Source organism: Brevundimonas sp. GN22 (assembly GCF_054824005.1).
This window is the reverse complement of sequence record NZ_JSYD01000111.1, coordinates 1-20,392: the sequence shown is the minus strand read 5'-3', so window position 1 is coordinate 20,392 and position 20,392 is coordinate 1. Positions and strand designations below refer to the sequence as shown.

The 20,392-nt window shown below is 61.3% G+C and carries 20 protein-coding genes; 11 read left to right on the top strand and 9 right to left on the bottom strand.

The window, feature by feature from the left end:
* From OB03_RS13160 to uvrB, 5 genes are all read right to left on the bottom strand, one after another.
* On the bottom strand, positions 1-312 hold a 312-nt coding region (locus tag OB03_RS13160), incomplete at its 3' end, for a hypothetical protein (RefSeq protein ID WP_461344452.1).
* Positions 313-467: 155 nt separating this feature from the next.
* Positions 468-644, bottom strand: coding sequence for a hypothetical protein (locus tag OB03_RS13155; protein ID WP_242914489.1), 177 nt, complete (start codon positions 642-644; stop codon positions 468-470).
* 870 nt (positions 645-1,514) lie between these two features.
* Positions 1,515-2,717: a hypothetical protein gene (locus OB03_RS13150; protein ID WP_461344451.1), complete on the bottom strand. Its 1,203-nt coding sequence runs from the start codon at positions 2,715-2,717 to the stop codon at positions 1,515-1,517.
* Positions 2,718-3,263, bottom strand: a complete 546-nt coding sequence (locus tag OB03_RS13145) for an ImmA/IrrE family metallo-endopeptidase (RefSeq protein ID WP_461344450.1) — start codon at positions 3,261-3,263, stop codon at positions 2,718-2,720.
* 87 nt (positions 3,264-3,350) lie between these two features.
* Positions 3,351-5,756: an excinuclease ABC subunit UvrB gene (uvrB, locus tag OB03_RS13140; protein ID WP_461344449.1), complete on the bottom strand. Its 2,406-nt coding sequence runs from the start codon at positions 5,754-5,756 to the stop codon at positions 3,351-3,353.
* Between the two features lie 385 nt (positions 5,757-6,141).
* Between uvrB and OB03_RS13135 the strand changes: the two genes are divergently transcribed.
* The 3 genes from OB03_RS13135 to OB03_RS13125 all read left to right on the top strand — a co-directional run bounded on the left by OB03_RS13135 (position 6,142) and on the right by OB03_RS13125 (position 11,093).
* Complete coding sequence (locus OB03_RS13135; protein WP_461344448.1) at positions 6,142-9,090, top strand: TonB-dependent receptor plug domain-containing protein; 2,949 nt, start codon at positions 6,142-6,144, stop codon at positions 9,088-9,090.
* A gap of 144 nt (positions 9,091-9,234) precedes the next feature.
* Positions 9,235-9,807: a hypothetical protein gene (locus OB03_RS13130; protein WP_461344447.1), complete on the top strand. Its 573-nt coding sequence runs from the start codon at positions 9,235-9,237 to the stop codon at positions 9,805-9,807.
* Complete coding sequence (locus OB03_RS13125) at positions 9,804-11,093, top strand: dicarboxylate/amino acid:cation symporter (RefSeq protein WP_461344446.1); 1,290 nt, start codon at positions 9,804-9,806, stop codon at positions 11,091-11,093. Before OB03_RS13130 ends, OB03_RS13125 begins: the two co-directional genes overlap by 4 nt.
* A 66-nt stretch (positions 11,094-11,159) precedes the next feature.
* Here the strand turns inward: OB03_RS13125 and OB03_RS13120 are convergent, their stop codons facing one another.
* Positions 11,160-11,369, bottom strand: a complete 210-nt coding sequence (locus tag OB03_RS13120; protein ID WP_461344445.1) for a hypothetical protein — start codon at positions 11,367-11,369, stop codon at positions 11,160-11,162.
* A gap of 149 nt (positions 11,370-11,518) precedes the next feature.
* Here OB03_RS13120 and OB03_RS13115 point away from each other — a divergent pair, with 149 nt between their 5' ends.
* Both OB03_RS13115 and OB03_RS13110 read left to right on the top strand, forming a co-directional pair.
* Entirely contained in the window at positions 11,519-11,842 is a 324-nt protein-coding gene (locus tag OB03_RS13115) for a PadR family transcriptional regulator (protein WP_242914497.1), read from the top strand.
* Positions 11,839-12,975, top strand: a complete 1,137-nt coding sequence (locus OB03_RS13110; protein ID WP_461344444.1) for an HAAS signaling domain-containing protein — start codon at positions 11,839-11,841, stop codon at positions 12,973-12,975. Before OB03_RS13115 ends, OB03_RS13110 begins: the two co-directional genes overlap by 4 nt.
* Before the next feature lie 69 nt (positions 12,976-13,044).
* Here the strand turns inward: OB03_RS13110 and OB03_RS13105 are convergent, their stop codons facing one another.
* A complete protein-coding gene (locus tag OB03_RS13105) occupies positions 13,045-13,284 on the bottom strand; it encodes a DUF2798 domain-containing protein (protein WP_242914499.1) in 240 nt (79 codons plus the stop codon).
* Between the two features lie 293 nt (positions 13,285-13,577).
* Here OB03_RS13105 and OB03_RS13100 point away from each other — a divergent pair, with 293 nt between their 5' ends.
* The 3 genes from OB03_RS13100 to OB03_RS13090 all read left to right on the top strand — a co-directional run bounded on the left by OB03_RS13100 (position 13,578) and on the right by OB03_RS13090 (position 14,936).
* Positions 13,578-13,979, top strand: coding sequence for a host attachment family protein (locus tag OB03_RS13100; RefSeq protein WP_242914500.1), 402 nt, complete (start codon positions 13,578-13,580; stop codon positions 13,977-13,979).
* A 130-nt stretch (positions 13,980-14,109) separates the two neighbouring features.
* Positions 14,110-14,484, top strand: a complete 375-nt coding sequence (locus OB03_RS13095; RefSeq protein WP_461344443.1) for a DUF3060 domain-containing protein — start codon at positions 14,110-14,112, stop codon at positions 14,482-14,484.
* A gap of 107 nt (positions 14,485-14,591) precedes the next feature.
* A complete protein-coding gene (locus OB03_RS13090) occupies positions 14,592-14,936 on the top strand; it encodes a hypothetical protein (protein WP_461344442.1) in 345 nt (114 codons plus the stop codon).
* On the opposite strand, the gene ilvA is transcribed toward OB03_RS13090, so the two are convergent.
* Entirely contained in the window at positions 14,933-16,438 is a 1,506-nt protein-coding gene (gene ilvA / locus OB03_RS13085; protein ID WP_242914501.1) for a threonine ammonia-lyase, biosynthetic, read from the bottom strand. The two genes, OB03_RS13090 and ilvA, sit on opposite strands and share 4 nt — an antisense overlap.
* A 103-nt stretch (positions 16,439-16,541) precedes the next feature.
* Positions 16,542-17,219 (bottom strand): hypothetical protein, encoded by a 678-nt coding sequence (locus OB03_RS13080; protein WP_461344441.1) that lies wholly within the window; start codon positions 17,217-17,219, stop codon positions 16,542-16,544.
* A 145-nt stretch (positions 17,220-17,364) separates the two neighbouring features.
* On the opposite strand from OB03_RS13080, the gene nadA reads away from it, so the two are divergent.
* The 3 genes from nadA to OB03_RS13065 form a co-directional block, all read left to right on the top strand.
* A complete protein-coding gene (gene nadA, locus OB03_RS13075; protein WP_461344440.1) occupies positions 17,365-18,441 on the top strand; it encodes a quinolinate synthase NadA in 1,077 nt (358 codons plus the stop codon).
* Positions 18,442-19,296, top strand: a complete 855-nt coding sequence (locus OB03_RS13070; protein ID WP_242914504.1) for a metalloprotease — start codon at positions 18,442-18,444, stop codon at positions 19,294-19,296.
* Positions 19,296-20,392, top strand: a 1,097-nt coding sequence (locus tag OB03_RS13065) for an FAD-binding protein (protein ID WP_461344439.1), incomplete at its 3' end; no start/stop codon positions are given. The genes OB03_RS13070 and OB03_RS13065, both read left to right, overlap by 1 nt.

Below are 20,392 nucleotides of genomic sequence, written 5' to 3'. Positions count from 1 at the left end.
GCGGTGCACGATGTGTTTGATGGTTTCGGCCTTGGCGGGCAGGTCATCGACCAGACGGCTGGCGATTTCGCGCGCGCCGACGGGGTAGGCGTCGCCGCCCTCGGCGATTTCGCGGGCCATTTCTGCGGCCTTGAGCAGCGCGATTTCGAGCGCTTCAACCTGTTCGAGTGCCAGTGCGCGGGCTTCGGCCTGCAGGCGTTTGACGCGCTCTGCGGTGGATTCCGGCTTGCGCATGAGGTCATACACCTCGGACTCGGGCGAGGAGACGAGGCGCAGCTTGGCCCGGTCGGTCTCTTTGCTCGGCTCTGACATAACAGGTTCCCTTCCAACTCCGGTCGCACGCACTGTGGGGGAGCTAAGGCGTTAACTGCTGTTAAGAGGCGTAGTTCCTCACGGTTACGCTTTGATACTGCTCTGCCGCAAATTTGGCGAGACGGTGTTGTATTCTGGCCTCTGTCGGGTACCGGTCAGACGTTTTGCCCGTCTTTGGGGCCGTAGCCTTTGAGGTCAGCGATCTCGAAGAGGCGCTCGACGCGGCGCATGAGCTCGCGGCGCAGGCGGCGTTCTTCTCGCGGGCTGATGTAGTCGGGCGAGGCGGGGTCTGCGTGGGGCGGTGTGATGCGCTTGGGTTTAGGCCGCGTCATGAAGCTCGCTTTCGGAAATTGGGTTTAGCCACATCGCCGTGGGCGTGTGGTTGGAGGGCAGGCGGGGCGCGCGGGCTTTGCCCGGCGTAGGTGTTGGTTCCGTTTCGGCAAAGGCACGCGCCCCGCGTGGATAGTTTTGCACCAGCATCTGGCCGCGTCGGGTCGAAAAGGCGGAGCCTTTTGACCGCGGCCGAACTAAAAACTGAGGCAGGCACCGCTGTTGGCGGTTACTCCCAGTGCCGGTGGCGGGCAGCGGACACCTGCGGTGTCCTGCTGGCACGGTCCGAGTTTCCACCTCGACCCTTGCCGGAGTTCTATTCCCCAACCTTGATGCCATCCTCCACCGTTGAAGGTGAGGGTGCCGCCGTAAGGCGGCTCAGCCCGCCAGCCCGCGTCGAGTCGGGAGGTCCCGTAGGGCCGACGACCGCGGGCCACTAAAAATGTATCGGGATACACACGCGATAGCGCGGTTTCATCCGAGGCACCTCCGGTGGCCGTATGGTCGAGGGCCGTTGAGGCTCCTTGCCGATACTGGCTGAGGTTCAAGACTAAGGCTTTAGCGCAAACTCCATCGGCTCCGTTCCTTCCGGCGGGGTTTGGTCCCCTTGTGGGGCCAAGCCTCAGCCGGAGGGGCGGACCCCGCTCCATCCACTCCCGTCACCGCAGGTCCGCAGGCCTTACGAGCCCTCCATGCGACGGAACGCGGGAAGGATGGCACGGGTGGAAGGTAGGGCGAGTAAAAGCGTTCGGATACCGTAAAACTCGAACTACCAAGCCTATTCAAAGTGATGGGTGAAATATTATTCTTTCGGAAATTCTAGTGCGTAAATGACATGATACTGATCTCTTCATTTCATTTAACGAAATAAGCTATTCAGCATCTTGAGTTAAATTCGGATCAGTTTCTCTAGCATCGACGTCATCTCCATCATTCATATTTTCAATATGTGTGGAGATTTCAGGGGAGGTTATGTGCATCATACCAACAACTACAGATCCCATTTCTGCAGCCTTATTTATTTCCAAATCTGTTTCTGGAACTTCTGGAGGTTCAGTAGATGGATCTAGTTTTAGATTGTAGTTTTTTGCTAGCGATACCAACAGCTCTTCGTACCACGAAGGGTAGATGTTTAGTTGTTGTTCGTGCTTTGTGCATATGAACGGCCTGAACAGGTATGATTGATGCGTGCTATAGAATGATTCACAATACCGTCTGATTTTGTCTCGCCCAGGCGGAGTATAACCAGTTAGTTGATCTTCATGCCTTGCAAGGCTTTTATCTTTTGAAAGGTCTATCCAGAATATAGGATAGGTCATCCCGCCCAAGACGCCTTTTAGCACTACTGATCCATCGTAGAATGGATCAAAATCCTGTACTAAACCATCGTGTGCGGGGTTAGTTAGGGATAGAATATAAGCTATCCCTACGCTGATAACAAATTTCCTGCTAGATGAATGCCCTCCTAGGCGGAAGCCTATGTCTATAGCGGGTCCGATAAAATCTAGAGAAATGTCGTTAGGTTTGCTGTTTTCAGGAGAGCTGTAATACTTATTAAGTATATTGCCGCTTTCTTCGAAGTAATCTTCTATTTCTACACCTGAGGTATTTTGATCTAAGGAAATTACTACTTCTTTATTTTCGACAGGAAATCCGGCGAGCCACGCGGTGGATTTAACATCCAATTTTGAATCTGTTTCTTTGAGAAACGACCTCATCTCATCTAAAGATGAGATCCAGCATTTTAGCATTACTGCTACTTGGCGGTAGTCGGTAATATGTTTAACAAAAATTACTTCATCACCAATTGTTTTCCAAACAATTGGATCATCTCCAAAATCAATTCCTAAATTGGAATTGTTTTCTTTAATATCTGACCATGACTGGCTAACAGCTTGCTTGGCTTCGATGTAAAAGCCTTGAATGGCTGTAAACCAACCTTTTTGTTGTTCTCGAATTTTGTCAGCAGTATTTGCTAGTCTTGACTGTTTAAGGCTTGTCGATCCGACAATATCGGCGCTGAGAAATAAACGAAGTCGAGGCTTTAGGAACTCTGGTAATTTATCGGTGTTCATTTAGTTGAGGCTTATACCAAGTTGTTTTGCTCTCACTTCAGCTGCCGAATAGGAAACGTCAAAATGATCAGCAATGAATTTTGTCGAATTATGGTATGACTGACACGCAGACACGAATTCGCTTTCTGGCATAAGGAATCCGGCAGCAAACCAGTTGGCTTCCCACTCGACCCGATCAGATCCCTTGCGTAAAGCGACCATAGTTTCGCTTGATAAGGTTCCGATGTTTTTCTTGTAAAGGTAGTGCACTACGTAGTGACCAAGTTCGTGTGCGATCGTAAAGCGGTCTCTGCGAGCGCTTGTATGCGTAGGAACTATTATCTCAAATTTTTCAGGTGAATGAACGTATAGACTGCCCGATTTCTCAGGGTCTTCGAACAAAGTATCCTTGGATATTACTCTGCCACCCATTCTGGTAACTAGAGCGTGTATATCGTCACCTGGCTTGAAGCCTAGCTGTTTTGCTACTGATTCAGCGAGGGCGAAAACTTGCCCTTTAGTTAGGTTGGCTTCCGTAGCCCATGGGCCTATCGAAGCTGTGGACATCTTGAATGATCCATTTTGCAAGTTGCTCAGGCCATACACGAAAAACATATAATTGCAATATATGTTCCTTGTATGTTCTTTAAATTTCTAACGCCCCCGCCTAAACGCCTCCGCCTTTTCGGCTGCTGCTTCTTTGCGCCAGCGTTTGGGGGCGGATTTGTCGACGTCTTCGCCTGAGGCGGTGAGGGCCTCGTTGGCGAACTCCAGATCGAGCAGCTTCATGCGCTTGATCTCGTCGCGGAGGCGGGCGGCTTCCTCGAACTCGAGGTTGGCGGCGGCGTCGCGCATGCGGGTTTCCAGATCCTTCAGCGCGGTCTGGAAGTTGGAGCCGGTGAAGGGTTTGGTGTCTTCCTTCATGCCGGGGTTGGTGTGGCGGTCGATCTCGCGGGACTCGTAGGGGGAGTCCATGATCTCCTTGATGTCGCGCTTGACCGTGGCGGGGGTGATGCCGTGGGCCTCGTTATAGGCCTGTTGTTTCTCGCGGCGGCGGTTGGTCTCGGTGATGGCGCGTTCCATCGAGCCGGTCATGCGGTCGGCATAGAGGATGACGCGGCCATCGACGTTACGCGCGGCGCGGCCGATGGTCTGGATGAGGGAGGTTTCCGAGCGCAGGAAGCCTTCCTTGTCGGCATCGAGGATGGCGACGAGGCCGCACTCGGGGATGTCCAGACCTTCGCGCAGCAGGTTGATGCCGATGAGGCAGTCAAAGCTGCCCAAGCGCAGATCGCGCAGGATTTCGATGCGTTCCAGAGTGTCGATGTCGGAGTGCATGTAGCGGACGCGGACGCCCTGTTCGTGCATGTACTCGGTCAGGTCCTCGGCCATCTTCTTCGTCAGGGTGGTGACGAGGGAGCGGTAGCCGTTGGCGGCGGTGGCCTTTACCTCGTCGATGACGTCGTCGATCTGGTTGCGGGTGGTGCCCGAGACGGGGCGGATTTCCACGGGCGGGTCGATCAGGCCGGTGGGGCGGATGACCTGCTCGGTGAAGACGCCGCCGGTCTTTTCCATCTCCCACGCGCCCGGGGTGGCGGAGACGAAGACGGTCTGGGGGCGCATGGCGTCCCATTCTTCGAACTTGAGCGGGCGGTTGTCGATGGCGGAGGGGAGGCGGAAGCCGTACTCGGCCAGAGTGGACTTGCGGCGGTAGTCGCCTCGGAACATGGCGCCGATCTGGCCGACGGTGACGTGGCTTTCGTCGACGAACAGCAGGGCGTTGTCGGGGATGTATTCGAAGAAGGTGGGCGGGGGCTCGCCCGGTGAGCGGCCCGTGAGCCAGCGGCTGTAGTTCTCGATGCCCGCGCAGGAGCCGGTGGCCTCCATCATTTCCAGATCGAAGCGGGTGCGTTGTTCAAGGCGCTGGGCTTCCAGCAGCTTGCCGTTCTCGACCATCCAGTCGAGGGTTTCCTTCAGCTCGGCCTTGATGCCGGTGATGGCCTGGTTGAGCGTCGGGCGGGGCGTGACGTAGTGGCTGGCGGCGTAGACGGTGACTTGGTCCAGCGAGTTGGTCTTCTTGCCGGTGAGGGGGTCGAACTCGTCGATGGCCTCGATCTCGTCGCCGAAGAGGGAGATGCGCCACGCGCGGTCTTCCAAGTGGACGGGGAAGATCTCGATGGTGTCGCCGCGCTTGCGGAACATGCCGCGCTCGAAATGCAGGTCGTTGCGCTTGTACTGGAGGGCGATGAGGTCGGCGCGGAGTTTGGCTTCGTCGATGGTGTCGCCGACGTTCAGGCCGAAGGTCATGGCGGTGTAGGTCTCGACCGAGCCGATACCGTAGATGCAGGAGACGGAGGCCACGACGATGACGTCGTCGCGCTCCAAGATCGCGCGGGTGGCGGCGTGGCGCATCCGGTCGATCTGCTCGTTAATGGAGCTGTCCTTCTCGATGTAGGTGTCGGTGCGCGGGACGTAGGCCTCGGGCTGGTAGTAGTCGTAGTAGGAGACGAAATACTCGACCGCGTTATCGGGGAAGAAGGCCTTGAACTCGGAATAGAGCTGGGCGGCGAGGGTCTTGTTGTGGGCGAGGATCAGGGCGGGGCGCTGGGTTTCCTCGATGACCTTGGCCATGGTGAAGGTCTTGCCCGAACCGGTGACGCCGAGGAGGACCTGTTCGCGCTCTCCGGCTTCGGCCTGCTGGACCAGTTCGGCGATGGCGGTGGGTTGGTCGCCTGCGGGCTTGTACTTGGTTTCCAGACGGAAGGGCTTGCTGAGCTTGCTACCGCCGCGGGTGGGGCGGTGGGGCTGCCAGCCTTCGGGTGTGCCGGGGGCTTCTTCGGGTGTGATGCGCGGGCCGACGCCGAACATGGGCAGGTTGCGCGGGGGCGTGGCGCTGTCGTGGATGAAGGGGGTGGGGGCCTCGGCGACGCCCTTTTTTATAGCCTTGGCCTGTTCCAGAGCTTGCTGGTTCTCGGCCGCGCGGGCGGGGTCCGAGACGTGGACCGGTTTGGACGTCGCGCTTGCGGGCTTTTTCGGAGGTGTCGAGGGGGAACGGGCCATGAACATACAGGTAATGCACAGGGGCGCGGGGCGCTAGGGGGCGAGCAGAAGTGTGTGATTTTGGCCGACTGCGACAGTATAGCGACGCTATGCGGGTTTGGGTGGGGTCGCGCAACCTTGGGATATTATTGTGCAGATCGGGTTGATTTCCGAGGTGGCAGTTCAATCTGCGGTTATTAGATGCAATATTTCGCCATAACCACGTGACGTAACGATTATTGTTATGCGTATAACACCGATTTGGTGAAATAATATTGTTGCGAATGTGTTGGTAGCTGAATAGCCGTTGTCAGCAGGAGCGTGCAGTAGTTGGGCGCGCCGCGTCGCACGACGTTCGTTGATCGCCGTGCAGTTGTTTGTAAGTTGAATAGGTTACAGAGTGTCTATGCGTACTCGTAAAGACTATCTGCTTGGCTCGACGATGGCAGTTGGTGCTGCTGCAATGTCGATGGCCATGCTGGTCCCGGCAGCTGCGGTTGCCCAAGATGCTGGTGAAGACGCCACGCAGGTCGAAGAAATCGTTGTCGTTGGCTCGCGTATTCGTCGCGACAACTATAACGCCCCGTCGCCGACGCAGGTCGTGACCCGCGAAGAAGCCACGCTGCAAGGTTTTGCTTCGACCACTGAAGCCCTGCAATCGAACGCCATCACCGGCGGTACGTCGCAAATCACCAACGCCTTCGGTGGCTATGTCACCAACGGAGGTCCGGGTGCCAACACCATCGGTCTGCGCGGCATGGGTCCGAGCCGTACGCTGGTCCTGCTGAACGGCCGTCGCGTTTCGCCAGCCGGCTCGCGCGGTTCGGTCGGTGCGGCCGACCTGAACGTTCTGCCGACCGCCATGATCGACCGCGTTGAAGTTCTGCGCGACGGTGCATCCTCGGTTTACGGTTCGGACGCTGTGGCCGGTGTGGTCAACATCCAGACCCGCAAGAATGTCGACCATCTGACGGTCGAAGCCCAGTTCAACGCCCCGATGGACGCCGACGGCAACGGTGGCTCGCAGCGTTATTCGGTTACCGGCGGCATGCGCGGCGACCGCTGGCGTATGGCCGGTTCGGCCGAGCGCTACACCCGTGACGGTCTGAGCCTGCGCGACCGCAGCTTCACCCAGTGCAACACCGACGGCTTCCGTGACGGTTCGGACTTCATCGATCCGGCCACCGGCAAGTCGAAATGCTATCCGATCACCGACACCGGCTCGAACGGCGTCACCATCAACACCATCGGCACCAATATGATGCCGGGTGTTGCCGCCGCCGGTACCGCGGCTACCAGCTTCAACCGCTGGCGTCCGAATGCCGCCGTGACCGAAGGTCTGGTCGGCTATGAAGGCGTGGGTGGCACCGGTTCGGACATCAACGTCCGCGACACCTTCGAAGACCGCATGCTGAACGAGTCGCTGATCTCGCCGGTTGAAATCACCACCCTGTACGGTGAAGTCGGCTATCAGCTGAACGCTCTGGGCAATGCCGAGCTGTACGGCGAAATGCTGTACAACAACCGTCGCTCGCAACAGACCGGCTACCGCCAGCTGGTGCTGGACTACGCCAAGGGCTCGCCGCTGATCCCGTCGGCTCTGTCGATGTCGACCGCGATGGCTGCGGACCAGGGCCTGAGCAAGGGTCTGCCGGTTGGCGTGCGCGCCTTCATCGGTTTCGGCAACGATGTGTCGAAGCAGGAAGTCGACTTCAACCGCTATGTCGCCGGTATCAAGGGTGACTTCCTGATCCCTGACTGGCGCTATGACGCTTACGTCAGCTTCTCGAAGTCCAAGTCGACCTACAAAGCCAACCAGTTCCTGACGGACCTGATGGCCGAGTCGCTGGACGTTGTCGAAACGGCTCCGGGTCAGTTTGCCTGCGCCGAGCTGGCTGCTCTTCCGGGTTGCGTGGCCGCTCCGGCTCTGACCGCTGAAGTGGTCGGCGGTGTGCTGCCGCAAGACTGGCTGGACTTTGTCTATCGTCCGGTGATCGGTACGACCGAGTACAAGGAAACCGTGGCCGCTATCGGTCTGGACGGTCCGCTGTTCTCGCTGCCGGCGGGTCAGGTCATGGGCTTCTTCGGTGCCGAAATCCGTAAGTCGGAAATCGACGACACCCCGGGCCTGGATTCGCAAACGGGCAACACCTACAACATGTCGTCCTCGGGCATCACCCGCGGTTCGGACCAAGTGTGGGAAGTCTTCGGCGAAGTCGAAGTGCCGGTCCTGATGGACAAGCCGTTCGCCCGCGAACTGACCTTCAACGGTTCGTTCCGCTACACCGACTATGACTCGTATGGCGATGACACCACCTACAAGGTGGGTCTGGTTTACAAGCCGGTTGACGGTGTGACCCTGCGCGGCACCTACGGTACCTCGTACCGTGCTCCGGCCCTGTTCGAGCAGTTCGTCGGCGCGACCACGGGCTTCCTGAGCAGCACCGGTGACCGTTGCAACGAGTACGGCATCAAGGACGTCAACCCGAACCGCGTCGCAAACTGCGCCGCTGAAGGTCTGGCTGCCGACTTCGAGAACAAGTCGTCGATCCAGGTTGTGACCTCGGGTGGTGCGGAAGCCGGTCTGGCCGCCGAGACCTCGACCAACATGACCATCGGTCTGGTTCTGCAGCCGACCCTGCCGAATGGCTGGGGCGATCTGGCATTCGCTGTCGATTACTACGAGATCGAGGTTTCGAACGGTGTCTCGCGCACCGGCGCAAGCCAGATCCTGACCCGCTGCTATGACTCCAATCCGGAAGACTTCGCAGCCAACGTCGGCTTCTGCCGTCTGGTCGAACGTGACGCGGCAGACAACAGCCTGACCGTCTATGACAGCTACATCAACCTGGCGACCGACAACGTTAAGGGTCTGGATTACACCGTCCGTTACCGTAACGACTTCGGTCCGGGCTCGCTGCTGGTGAACCTGGGTCTGACCCAGTACACCGAAGTGTCCTCGAAGCTGTTCGCTGACGATCCGCTGGAAGATTACGTCGGCATGGTCGAGAATCCGGAGTTCACCGGTTCGTTCGACGTGTCGTACGCCTGGGATCAATGGCGCGTGCGCTATGGCATCGAATACGTCGATGCGATGGACAGCTACGACTACTACGAAGAAGACCGTGCTACCTCGGCCTACGATCTGGCGACCGGTTCGTACCAGAACCACAACGTCTCGGTTCAGTATCACAACGATAGCTGGACGGTGACGGCGGGTATCCGCAACCTGTGGAACGAAGATCCGCAGACCGTTTCTGCCGGCTTCACCAGCCGCGTGGGTAACGCTCCGCTGTACTCGGCTTACGACTACGTCGGCCGTACGGCATTCCTGAACCTGACCAAGACCTTCTGATCAGGCGCGTGATCCCGAAAGGGTGATCGTAAAAAGGCTTAAGGGCGGTGGATCGAGAGGTCCGCCGCCCTTTTCCTTTGTCCGCAAGGGTGGCAGGGTCGCGGGCTGGCTAATGGCTGTCGCGATGAATTTTCGGGGACTGGGATGCATTTGAACTCGGGCTGGATGTGGGCTGGACGTGTGGCCAAGGTATTGGCGCTGCTGTTCTTCTTTCTGCCGTGGCTGGTGGTGAGCTGTAACGGCCAGAACCTGATCGAAGCTTCGGGCTATCAACTGGCGACCGGCACGATTGAACTGCCCGACGTGGCACTGGCCCCCGAGGGGCAGAACGGGGCCTGGTGGGCGATTGGTGCCATGGTGGTGATCGTGCTGGGCCTGATCGGCAGCTTTGTGATCGCGAAGATCAAGATGGCCGGACGCGTGGTGGCGGCAACAAGCGCGGTGGCACTGGTGCTGCTGGCGGGTGGTATGGCCCAGACGGTCGGCAAGATGCAGTCCGAGATGAGCGAGCAGGTCGACAAGAGCGGCAAGGGCGACAGCGACATGGACAAGCTGGAGCGCCAGTTTGCCCAGATGATGGGGCAGGCCATCCAGGTGGATATCCAGTCCGGCTATTGGCTGACGCTGTTGGCGCTGGCGGGCGGGATCGCGGGGGGCGTGATGGCCCAGTGGCCGCGTCGCGGCGTGGTGCAGTCTGATAACGCTGCGGGCGTATGACGGGTATGGGCAAGGCGCGACGATTTCTGGCTTCGCTGAGCGTTCAGGTGCTTCTGGCGCTGACGCTGGGTCTGGCTGTGGGTATGGCTGCTCAGAAGTGGGGCTTGCCGGGTGGAAGTGCGACGGCGGACCTGATCCAGTCGCTTGGCCAGCTTTGGCTGAATGCGCTCCGGATGACGATTATACCGCTGGTGTTCAGTCTGTTGGTGACCGGCGTGGCGTCGATTGCCGATGCGGCGCGGGCGGGACGGATGGCACTGAAGGCCGTCGGGTGGTTTGCGGCGATGATCCTGGTCGCGGTCGTTTATTCGGTGCTCGTGTCCTATGGCCTGCTGTCGATCTGGCCGGTGGATACCGAGGGGGCGAAGCTGTTGCTGGCGGCGGCACCCAATGCGGGTGATGTCGGCGGGGCGGCACCGTTTGGCGAGTTCATCAAAACCATTGCGCCGTCGAACCCGATCCGTGCGGCGGCCGAGGATGCCATTCTGGGCATTGTTGTATTTGCCGTCTTCTTTGGCTTTGCCGCATCGCGCTTGCCAGACCGGTTGAGGTTGCCGCTGACGACCTTCTTCGAGGCGGTGGGCGAGACGATGATTATCATCGTGCGCTGGGTGCTGGTGGCGGCGCCGCTGGGTGTGTTTGCGCTGTCGCTGGGCGTGGGCCTGACGGCGGGGGCGAGCGCGGCGGGTGTGCTGTTGCACTATGTGGTGGTGATCTCGCTGGCCTGTATCGGGATCGGTTTGTTGTTCTATCCGCTGGCGATGGTGTTCGGGCGGGTGAGTCTGAGCCGCTTTGCGCGGGCAGTGGCTCCGGCGCAGGTGGTGGCGTTCTCGACGCAATCGTCGCTGGCCAGTCTTCCGGTCATGGTCGAGCGGGCGGTCGACGTGCTGGGCGTTCGCAAGTCGACGGCGGGTCTGGTGTTGCCGCTGGCGGTGGCGGTGTTCCGCATTACCTCGCCGGTGGCGAACCTCGGGGTGGCGCTTTATTGTGCGCACCTGTTCGGCATCCATCCGAGCATGGGGCAGTTGATTGCCGCCATGCTGACAGCGGCGCTGATCTCGGTGGGGACAGTGGGGCTGCCTGGTCAGGTCAGCTTCTTTGCATCCATCGCGCCGATCTGTATCGCCATGGGCGTGCCGCTGGAGATGCTGCCGCTGTTGCTGGCGGTGGAGGTTATTCCCGACATCTTCCGTACCGTGGGCAATGTGACGGCGGACCTTGCGGTCACCCGTATTGTTCAAGGCGGTGATGTGGAGCCGGACGGCGATATGGCTGCCGGGATCTAGGTCCTGTTGCAGCAGACATGAAAACGGCGCGGTTCCGAAAGGGGCCGCGCCGGTTTTGTATGGACGCTAGTCTTCGAGCATCTCGAACATTTTTTCGGCTTCGTCGAAGTCCTCGAAATCCAGTCGTGATGGATCGTGGATGATAACGAAGCGGGTCGTGCCCGTGCGGCCCTGCAAGGGGCGGTCCCATTGCCAAAGGGCGCGGTCGGACCGCTCTTGTAGCAGCGTCCACAGGCCTGGATCGGTCGGCGGCGTTGGCAAATATGACCTCAACATCATCGAAATAGTCCCCCGGCGCAAAAGAAACCACGCAAGTTCGGGTTGAGTCAAAAAACCATGTGATGCGAGGCGTTGACATTCTCGTGTGGGAGGTGGCATACACTGTGTGCCACACACTATGTGGCGCAATAGTAAGAATGGACGCGATGGCGGACGATCTGTTTGAGAGTTTGCGGCTGGAGCTGCGGCGCGGGTCGCTGATCCTCGCCGTTCTGGCCCAGCTTCGTAGCGAGCAATACGGCTATTCGCTGCGGATGGCGCTATCGGGGGCGGGTGTGGAGATGGAGGAAAGCACCCTCTATCCGCTGCTGCGCCGGCTGGAGAGCCAGGGGCTGCTGGTCAGCGAGTGGCGCGAGGAAGAGAAGCGCAAGAAGCGGTTTTACCGGCTGTCGCCGGAGGGTGAGGCCATGCTGGAGCGACTGGCCGTGGAATGGCGGGCGCTGTCGGCCTCGGTGGAGGCAATGCTGTGAGCAAGGGTGAGGGAATGGAAAAGATGCTGGAGGCCTATCTGGCCGCTGTGGCGGCGCAACTGCCCAAGGACCGGCGCGAGGACATCGTGACCGAGCTGAAGGATGAAATCCTGACGCGGGCCGAGGTGCGCGAAGACGAGCTGGGGCGGGGGCTGTCGGACGACGAGTTCGAGCAGTTGTTGCGCGAGGTCGGGCATCCGCTGGTGGTTGCGGGACGCTATGCCGAGGGGCCGCAAGGGATTGTCGGGCCGGAGCTGTATCCGTGGTGGTGGTTCGGTGTGCGTATGGCGATTGCAGCGGTCGTGCTGGTTTCTGTCATGGGCGTGGCGGTGCAGGTGCTGGCCGGGACAATCGATCCGGCGCAGGCAATCGGACGCGCGATCCAGCAGGCCATTACCAGCGGTCTGATGGCGATTGGCTGCGTGACGCTGGCGGGGTGGTTGATCGAGCGTCAGCCCGCGCGCCCCAAATTCCTCTGCGACTGGAAGGTCAAAGACCTTGGCATGTTCGAATGGTCGGGCTCGTTGAACCGCGAAGCCGTTTCGAAGATGCTTGCGACGGGTTCGACCGGCGCGGCGGGTACGACTGGCGGGATCAAGGCCAAGGGATCGGGCAAATGTTCGCACGGGTTTTCGCCGGTCGCGGGTGCGGCAGCCAGTGCCGTCTTCACCGCGGTTGTGCTGGCGTGGTGGCTGGGTCTGCTGTCGCAGATGCAGTTGGGGAGCGTAACGGGGGCCGATGGCCTCGATTACGGGCCGCTGCTGCGTCAGGTGCATCAGCTTCTGTACTGGCCGGTGGCGGGGATTCTCGCGGGGCGCATCCTGTTTGACGTGATGCGGGTGCTAACGGGCAGTCCCGTCCGTCTGACCGCCGCCGGAGACATGGTGTTCAGCGTGGCCAATATTGCCGTGCTGGTCTGGTTCTGGGTGGCGTCGCCACTGGCGTCGATCATTCAGGTGCCGGACATGGGGGGCTTGGTCGAAAGGCTGGCGAGCGATAGCTGGCACACCCAGCCAATCGCGGCCTTGCTGACGGCCATTGTGGTCTTCGGGCTGGTGACGGAGGTCTTCCGCTTTATCGGGGCGGCGCTGCGGTTGGCCTCGGGCAAGGACCGTCGGCAGTCGGAGGACTGATTGGGTCGAATAACGAGTCAGAAACAGAGACCGGGACAGCGCAGGCTGGCCCGGTCTCTTTGCTTTGGATCAGACCTCCTGCGGTCGGCGCAGGGTGAAGGCCAGTTTGAAGCCGAGGCGGCTGAAGACCTGCGTCAGCACGAAGGCGATGGGCCATGCGACGATAAACTCGCGCGGCCAAACGCGCAGCCATTCGGCACCCACACCCATGTGGATCGCACTCATGATGCCGGACATGGACAGGGCCATGAAAAAGGTGATGAAGACCTGAGCGAGCAGGAGGGTCTTGGGATCGGGCTTGCCGTGCATGGACGTCTTTCGATGACGGACGGCGGGCCGAAAGAGAACCTTCGGCGACGCCATCCTTGAAGAGGAAATGGCGTCGCGGATTCCGGGCCGTTGCGGGCCTAGACTGGATCTTGCGGGGCTGCCGCAAGGGCCGGAATAACCACACCGGCCTCACAATCTTTTCGACTGGCGTGGGGTAGGCGCAGTCGGCAACACGGTCAAGGTCGTGGCGATGAGCAGAAACCGACGTCGGGGCAACGAATAGGGCGCGGGGTCGTTAGGTTCGGGTCGGGGGTGTTTCCGAGGAGAGTTTTATGATCCTGCCCAGCAATGCTCTGGTCGCCGTGGTTGATGGCGAGAAACTGGCCCTGTTCCGCAATGGCGGCAGTGCTACCGAGATCCAGCTCAAGGCGATTGAATCCCCGCAGCTGGAAGATCGGGTTGTCGGTTCGGCGGGGCGTAATTCCAGCGATGCCAATCCGGACAACGACACCCAAGCCGAGGACGGCTTTGCTATGAGCGTGGCGCAGGCGCTGAACAACTGGGCGCTGAAGAACAAGTTCGACAAGCTGGTGGTGATCGCCGCGCCCAAAACCATGGGCGAACTGCGCAAGCACTGGCACAAGGAAGTGCAGGGCGCGATTGTCGGCGAGATTACCAAGACGCTGACCAATGCCTCGACGGACGACATCATCAGGTCGATCGAAGCGGCGTAAATCCAACGCCTTCAGCTTCTGTGATTAAGGGTCCGGTGCAGAAATGCGCCGGACCTTTTTCAACGTGGATAGGGATGGTGGGCGCTCGGGGATCACCTTTGGGGATCGAACCGTCGATACGGGGCGTTGATTGGACATTAACCTTGTAGGGTGTGCGGGTATGGTTGTGGTTCCGATGTTGGCTGCAGTGCTGTCGATGGCAGCGCAGGTTGGCGTGGTCGAAGAAGGGCGCGATACGATTAGCGTCACTGGCGTAGGGCACGAACGCACGATTGATTGTCAGGGACGCGCCGTCGCGATTGCAGGGACGGGGCACAGGCTGACGTTCACCGGAACCTGCGCCAGTCTGGACCTGACGGGATCGGACAACCGGATCACCATCACACTTGCGCCCAATGCGCCGGTGAATGTGCAGGGCACCGGCCAGACCGTGCGCTGGAGCTCTAGCGGGCGCGTGCGCCAGAGTGTCGTGGGCTACGGCAACAGCGTGTCGCAGCAGCGGTAAGCCGGGCGCTCCGTAGAATTGGGCGCGGCCGGTTTGTAGTTTCGCGGGGCCCTGACAGTTGTCGCTGTCAGAGTCTCTGCTTTTCGGGGGAATGCTCGCGGCCACGCTTGCAGCGGATCGTTATTGCCGCGAACGTCATTGCACCGTGGTTCAGGAGAGTTGTGGTGGAGATGTCGGAGGCACGGCAGATGGCCTTGGCGAGGTGGCTGAACCTGCTCGGATGGGCGGTTTGGCTGGGGAGCGTGGGGTGGCTGGTGTACGCGTTGGCGCGCGACATGCCCGCTGTTTATGGTACGAGCCTGTCTGCGATCATCTTGTTCCCGCTCATCCAGATCGGGAGAGGGATAATGAGCCTTAAGCCCGCCAAGCTCGGGCCGTTGCAGACGGCTTTGATGGCTCTGGGGGCGGCCTTGTATCTGATGATCCGAACGCTTGTGGCGTTCCTGATCTAGGCCAAGAACAGGCGTGCGGCGGGGTTCATCGTCTCTTCGATGTAGGGGTAGCCGAGGGTGTCCAGCGCGGTGGTGACGGCGGTCTGGTCGGCTTGCGGAGCGTGGATGCCGGCCAGCACGCGGCCGACGTCGTCGCCGTGGTTGCGGTAGTGGAACAGGGTGAGGTTCCACGCGGGCTGGAGGCTGTTCATGAAGCGCAGGAAGGCTCCCGGGCGTTCGGGGAATTCGAAGCGGAATAGGCGCTCGCCTTTCAGTTCGGGGGCGCGGCCGCCGACCATGTAGCGGACGTGGAGTTTGGCGATTTCGTTGTCGCTCATGTCTTCGACGGCGTATCCGGCCTCGCGCAAGCTGGCGCAGAGGGCATGGCGTTCGTCTTGGCCGTCTTTGAGGGCGATGCCGACGAAGATCTGGGCCGTGTCGCCGCTCCAGCGATAGTTGAACTCGGTGATCGAGCGGCCTTGCAGGCTGTTGAGGAAGCGGTGGTAGGCCTCGCGGTCGTCGGGCATGGAGACGGCCAGAAGCGCCTCGGTGCCGAGGCCGATCTGGGCGCGTTCGGCCACGTGCCGCAGGCGGTCGAAATTGACGTTGGCACCCGAGTTGATGGCGGCCAATGCGCCTGAGCCCGGATTGCGGGCAGCCCAGACTTTCAGGCCTGCGAGGGCGACGGCGCCCGAGGGTTCGGCGATCGCGCGGACGTCGTCGAAGATGTCTTTGACGGCGGCGCAGATGGCATCGGTGTCGACCAGCACAATGTCGTCTAGCAGGTCTTTGCAGAGGCGGAAGGTCTCGTCGCCGACCCGGCGCACGGCCACGCCGTCAGCGAACAGGCCGACTTGGTCGAGCGTATAGACTTCACCCTCGGTGATGGCGGCCTTCATGGAGCAGGCCTCGACCGGCTCGACGCCGATGATCTTCGTCTCGGGACGCAAGAAGCGGATGATGGCGGCGACGCCAGCGGCCAAGCCGCCGCCGCCGATGGGGATGAAGACGGCGTCCAGCGGGCCGGAGTGCTGGCGCAGGATTTCCAAGCCGATGGTGCCTTGGCCCGCGATGACGAAGGGGTCGTCGAAGGGGTGGACGAAGGTGGCTCCGGTTTCCGCCTCTAGCTGGCGGGCGTGGGCGCTGGCGTCGTCGAAGCTATCGCCGTGCAGGACGACGTGGCCGCCGAGGGCGCGGACGGCGCTGATTTTGATGGCGGGGGTGGTCGTCGGCATGACGATGGTGGCCTTGGCCCCGCGCTTGGCGGCGGAGAGGGCGACGCCTTGGGCGTGATTGCCCGCGGAGGCGCAGATGACACCCTTGGAGAGCTCCTCATCGCTGAGTTGGGCGATGCGATTATAGGCCCCGCGCAGTTTGAAACTGAACACCGGCTGCAGGTCCTCGCGCTTGAGCAGGACCGGACGCTCCACGCGGGCCGACAGGCGCGGCATGGGGTCGAGCGGGGTTTCCTCGGCCACGTCATAAACGCGGGCGGTCAGGATGCGGCGGACAGTTTCTTGCACGATTTATTCTTTAGGTCGGCAGTTCGGGGAAGGGTCTATCGATTACGAACTCCCAATGTCTAAGTCGAGGGATAAAACTTCCTCGCCCGCGCATTTGAGCGTGTCAGGGCTGGGCGAATTTGAGGTTTACGAAGATGTCGGCGGCTTGTGCGGGGGGCAGGGTGCCGAGGGTTTCGTATAGGTGGACGCCGTATTGGCATTGCTCGTCGGCGGTGAGGGGGCGAGCGGCATCGGGGTCCATCAGGCGGGACGGGACGCCTTGGTCGCGCATGGCAAACTGGAGACGGTCGATGGCGGCGGGCTGGTTGACGGTGCGGGGCTTGGGGGCGTCGATCCCCTGACGGGCCGCGATGACGGTTTGAGCGGCGGCGCGATCCAGCAGGACTTGCGCCGGCTGGCTGTAGCGGTGGGTGTCTGTGGGGCCGGCGAGAATATAGTTGGCGCAGGCAGCCGGATCGTCGTGCTGGAGCTGTTTGGCCAATGCGGTCTCGGCGGCGATGATGGCGAGGATAGCGCTGTCGGGGGCACGGGCTACATCTGCGACTTTGTCGTTCATGAAGGCGGCACCAATGGCGGCATCGTTGCCGCTGGCCTGTTGGCGCTGTTGCTGCATGGCCTTCCAGTCGTCGGGGAAATGGGTCTGGAGGGCGGCGACCATTTCCGAGGGGGCGTCGGTGCTGTTGCGGGCGTTGCCGTTCGAGAGCAGCAGGCGACCGATCACGGCAAGGCCGAGGCATGCCACGGCGATCAGGCCGATAGTGATGAGTTTGCGGTTGGACACAGTGCGCTCCCCTTCAGGTGACCGAGGGTCAACGAGGGTGCGGGGGGAATGTTCCGCTTGCGATTGACCTTGCGTCAGCGAACGGAGTGCTTATTGTATGCCTAGCTTATGCTAAAAGTGAGCATAAGGGTGTAGGGAGGCCGTCATGGGCGCTGCGTTCGGACTGACGAAGGAACTGGAAGCGGAAACCGCCGCGGTTTGGGAGAAGGTCAAGGACCACACCACGCCGATGGAATGGCCGCGTCAGGCGGAGTTGATCGCCGAGATCAACCGTCTGAAGAAGGAGCGCAATGCCGTCATTCTGGCGCACAACTATATGACGCCGGATATCTTCCACGGGGTTGGCGATTTCGTGGGCGACAGTCTGGCGTTGGCCAAGGAAGCGGCCAAGGTCGATGCGCAGGTGATTGTGCAGGCCGGTGTGCATTTCATGGCCGAGACGTCGAAGATCCTGTCGCCGGACAAGACGGTTCTGATCCCTGATTTGCGGGCGGGATGCTCGCTGGCGTCGTCGATTACGGGCGCGGATGTAAGGCTGATCAAGCAGCGCTATCCGGGGCTGCCGGTCGTGACCTATGTGAACACGACCGCCGATGTGAAGGCCGAGACGGACATCTGCTGCACCAGCGCCAATGCCGTGCAGGTGGTGGAGTGGGCGGCCAAGGAGTGGGGCGTAGACAAGGTCATCCTGATCCCTGACGAATATCTGGCGCGCAATGTCGCGGCGCAGACGAGCGTCGGGATCATTGCCTGGGCCGGACACTGCGAGGTGCACAAGCGCTTTACCGCCCAGGACATTGCCGACATGCGCGAGGCGTGGCCCGGTGCCGAGGTGCTGGCCCACCCCGAATGCCCTGAAGAGATTTTGCACGCGGCGGACTTTGCGGGCTCGACGGCGGCGATGATCTCCTATGTCGAGAACAAGCGCCCGGCCAAGGTGGTGCTGATCACCGAGTGCTCGATGGCGTCGAACATCAAGGGCGATGTGCCGGAGGTGGACTTCGTCGGGCCGTGCAACATGTGCCCGCACATGAAGCGCATCACGCTGGAGAATATCCGCGACTGCCTGTTGCACATGCAGTTCGAGGTAACGGTGCCTGAAGAGACTCAGGAACGGGCGCGGGCGGCTGTGCAGAAGATGGTGGACCTGCCGCCGCCGTCAAAACCTGCGCGCTATGATCTGGTGCGGGCCAAGCATGCTGTGGCTGTGGAGTTGATCTGAGTGACCGATCAGGGACCATGGGGCCGCCGTGACGGGGTCGAGCCGGATAATGTCGTAAGGTACGAGCCACGACCGGAAGGCAAGGGTGCGCCTAAGCCGCCGAGCCAGCCGAAGAAGGCGGGCAACGGGCGGGTGACGCTGATTGTCTCCACCCTGCTGATGATCGGGTTTCTGTGGTTCCTGACTGGTAGCTGGATCATTGCCGGATCGCTGATGTTTGCGCTGTTCGTGCACGAGTACGGACATGTGCTGGCGATGAACCGTCTGGGCATGGGCCCGGCGACCATTCACGTCATTCCCTTCCTTGGCGGTCTGGCCAAGGGCAAGCGCGAGCCGGCGAGCGAGTGGATCGGTGTGCTGGTGTCGTTGGCGGGTCCGGCGTTCGGGTTGTTGGCCATGTTACCGCTGGTCGGTGTGTGGCTGGTGACGGGCAATGTGCAATGGATCGCTGCGGCGTTCTTCGTGGCCATGTTGAACCTGATCAATCTGGTGCCTGCGCCGCCGCTGGACGGGTCCAAGGCGCTGGGTCCGGTGCTGGCGCGGGTGCACCCGATGCTGGAGCGCGGGGTGCTGTTGGCGATCGGAGTGGTCGTGGTGGCGTGGGGCGTGATGACGGGTCGCTGGATCTTGGCTGTGTTTCTGGGTCTGGCCGTGCTGGGCCATCTGCGCAGCGGGCCTTTGCGGGGATATGGCCAGCCGTTGAGCTGGGGCGAGGCGGGCAAGTCGCTGGGGCTGACGCTGTTGACGGCCGCGGCCTGTGGCGGCGCGGCGGTGGCGGCTCTGTTCGGCATCACCGGTGGGGACGTGCCCGGCGCGGTTGATCTGGTCGGGCGATATCTGGGGGTACGGTTCTGATGCGCCGCGTCGTCGTACATGAGGGGCCGTTGATCGTCGGAGGCGGTCTGGCCGGACTGTCGGCGGCGCTGGAGGCGGTGCCTGTCGCGGGGGTGTCGAAAGGGGCGCTGGTGGTGACGCCTGCGCCGCTGCTGGACGCCTGTTCGTCGGCGTGGGCGCAGGGCGGGATGGCGGCGGCTCTCGGCAAGGATGACAGTGCTGAACTGCATGCCAAGGATACAGAGGCGGCAGGTGCGGGGCTGGTGGTGCCGGAAGTGGCCGAGGCTCTGACCGAGCATGGGCGCGAGACTGTGGAGTGGCTGGCGTCGCTCGGCGCGCCGTTTGATCGCGATGCGGACGGCGGGTTTGCCGTCTCGCTGGAGGCGGCGCATTCGATGCCGCGTGTAGCGCGGGTGGGCGGGGATGGTGCGGGACGGGCCATTCTGTCGGCCGTGGTCGAGGCGGCGCGGGCGGCGAGCCATATCGAGATTTGGGAAGACGGGCGGCTGCGAGGACTGCTGCAGGATGCGTCGGGCCGTGTGTGCGGGGCGGTGATCGAGCGCGCAGGCGTGCTGGTAGATGTGCATGCTCATGCGGTGGTGCTGGCGACGGGCGGGATTGGCGGTCTGTTTGAAGTAACGACCAATCCGGCGGCCTTGCGTGGGGAAGGGATGGCGCTGGCTTACTTGGCGGGCGCGGAGATTCTGGACCCTGAGTTTGTGCAGTTCCATCCGACGGCGATTGATGTGGGGCTGGACCCTGCGCCGCTGGCGACCGAGGCGCTCAGGGGCGAGGGGGCACGGCTGGTGGATCGCGATGGGGCGTTCCTGATCGGGCCGGAGCCGGATGCGGATTTGGCGGCGCGCGATATCGTGGCGCGGGCGGTGCACGAGGCGCGCAGCAGTGGACGCGGGGCGTTTCTGGATGCGCGGGCGGCGGTGGGTGACGACTTCCCGCACGAGTTTCCGGCGGTGTTTGCGGCCTGTCAAAGTGCGGGGATTGATCCGCGTGTGCAGCCTATTCCGGTTGCGGCGGCGGTCCACTATCACATGGGCGGGATTGCTGCGGGCGAGGACGGGCGCACGAGCGTCGCGGGGCTTTATGCCATTGGCGAATG

Excerpts from the sequence above, each read along its gene's own strand:
- OB03_RS13155 (WP_242914489.1), bottom strand. The coding sequence starts at position 644 with ATGACGCGGCCTAAACCCAAGCGCATCACACCGCCCCACGCAGACCCC.
- OB03_RS13145 (WP_461344450.1), bottom strand. The coding sequence starts at position 3,263 with ATGTCCACAGCTTCGATAGGCCCATGGGCTACGGAAGCCAACCTAACT.
- OB03_RS13130 (WP_461344447.1), top strand. The coding sequence starts at position 9,235 with ATGCATTTGAACTCGGGCTGGATGTGGGCTGGACGTGTGGCCAAGGTA.
- uvrB (WP_461344449.1), bottom strand. The coding sequence starts at position 5,756 with ATGGCCCGTTCCCCCTCGACACCTCCGAAAAAGCCCGCAAGCGCGACG.
- OB03_RS13125 (WP_461344446.1), top strand. The coding sequence starts at position 9,804 with ATGACGGGTATGGGCAAGGCGCGACGATTTCTGGCTTCGCTGAGCGTT.
- OB03_RS13150 (WP_461344451.1), bottom strand. The coding sequence starts at position 2,717 with ATGAACACCGATAAATTACCAGAGTTCCTAAAGCCTCGACTTCGTTTA.
- nadA (WP_461344440.1), top strand. The coding sequence starts at position 17,365 with ATGGGCGCTGCGTTCGGACTGACGAAGGAACTGGAAGCGGAAACCGCC.
- OB03_RS13105 (WP_242914499.1), bottom strand. The coding sequence starts at position 13,284 with ATGCACGGCAAGCCCGATCCCAAGACCCTCCTGCTCGCTCAGGTCTTC.
- OB03_RS13115 (WP_242914497.1), top strand. The coding sequence starts at position 11,519 with ATGGCGGACGATCTGTTTGAGAGTTTGCGGCTGGAGCTGCGGCGCGGG.
- OB03_RS13100 (WP_242914500.1), top strand. The coding sequence starts at position 13,578 with ATGATCCTGCCCAGCAATGCTCTGGTCGCCGTGGTTGATGGCGAGAAA.
- OB03_RS13135 (WP_461344448.1), top strand. The coding sequence starts at position 6,142 with ATGCGTACTCGTAAAGACTATCTGCTTGGCTCGACGATGGCAGTTGGT.
- OB03_RS13120 (WP_461344445.1), bottom strand. The coding sequence starts at position 11,369 with ATGTTGAGGTCATATTTGCCAACGCCGCCGACCGATCCAGGCCTGTGG.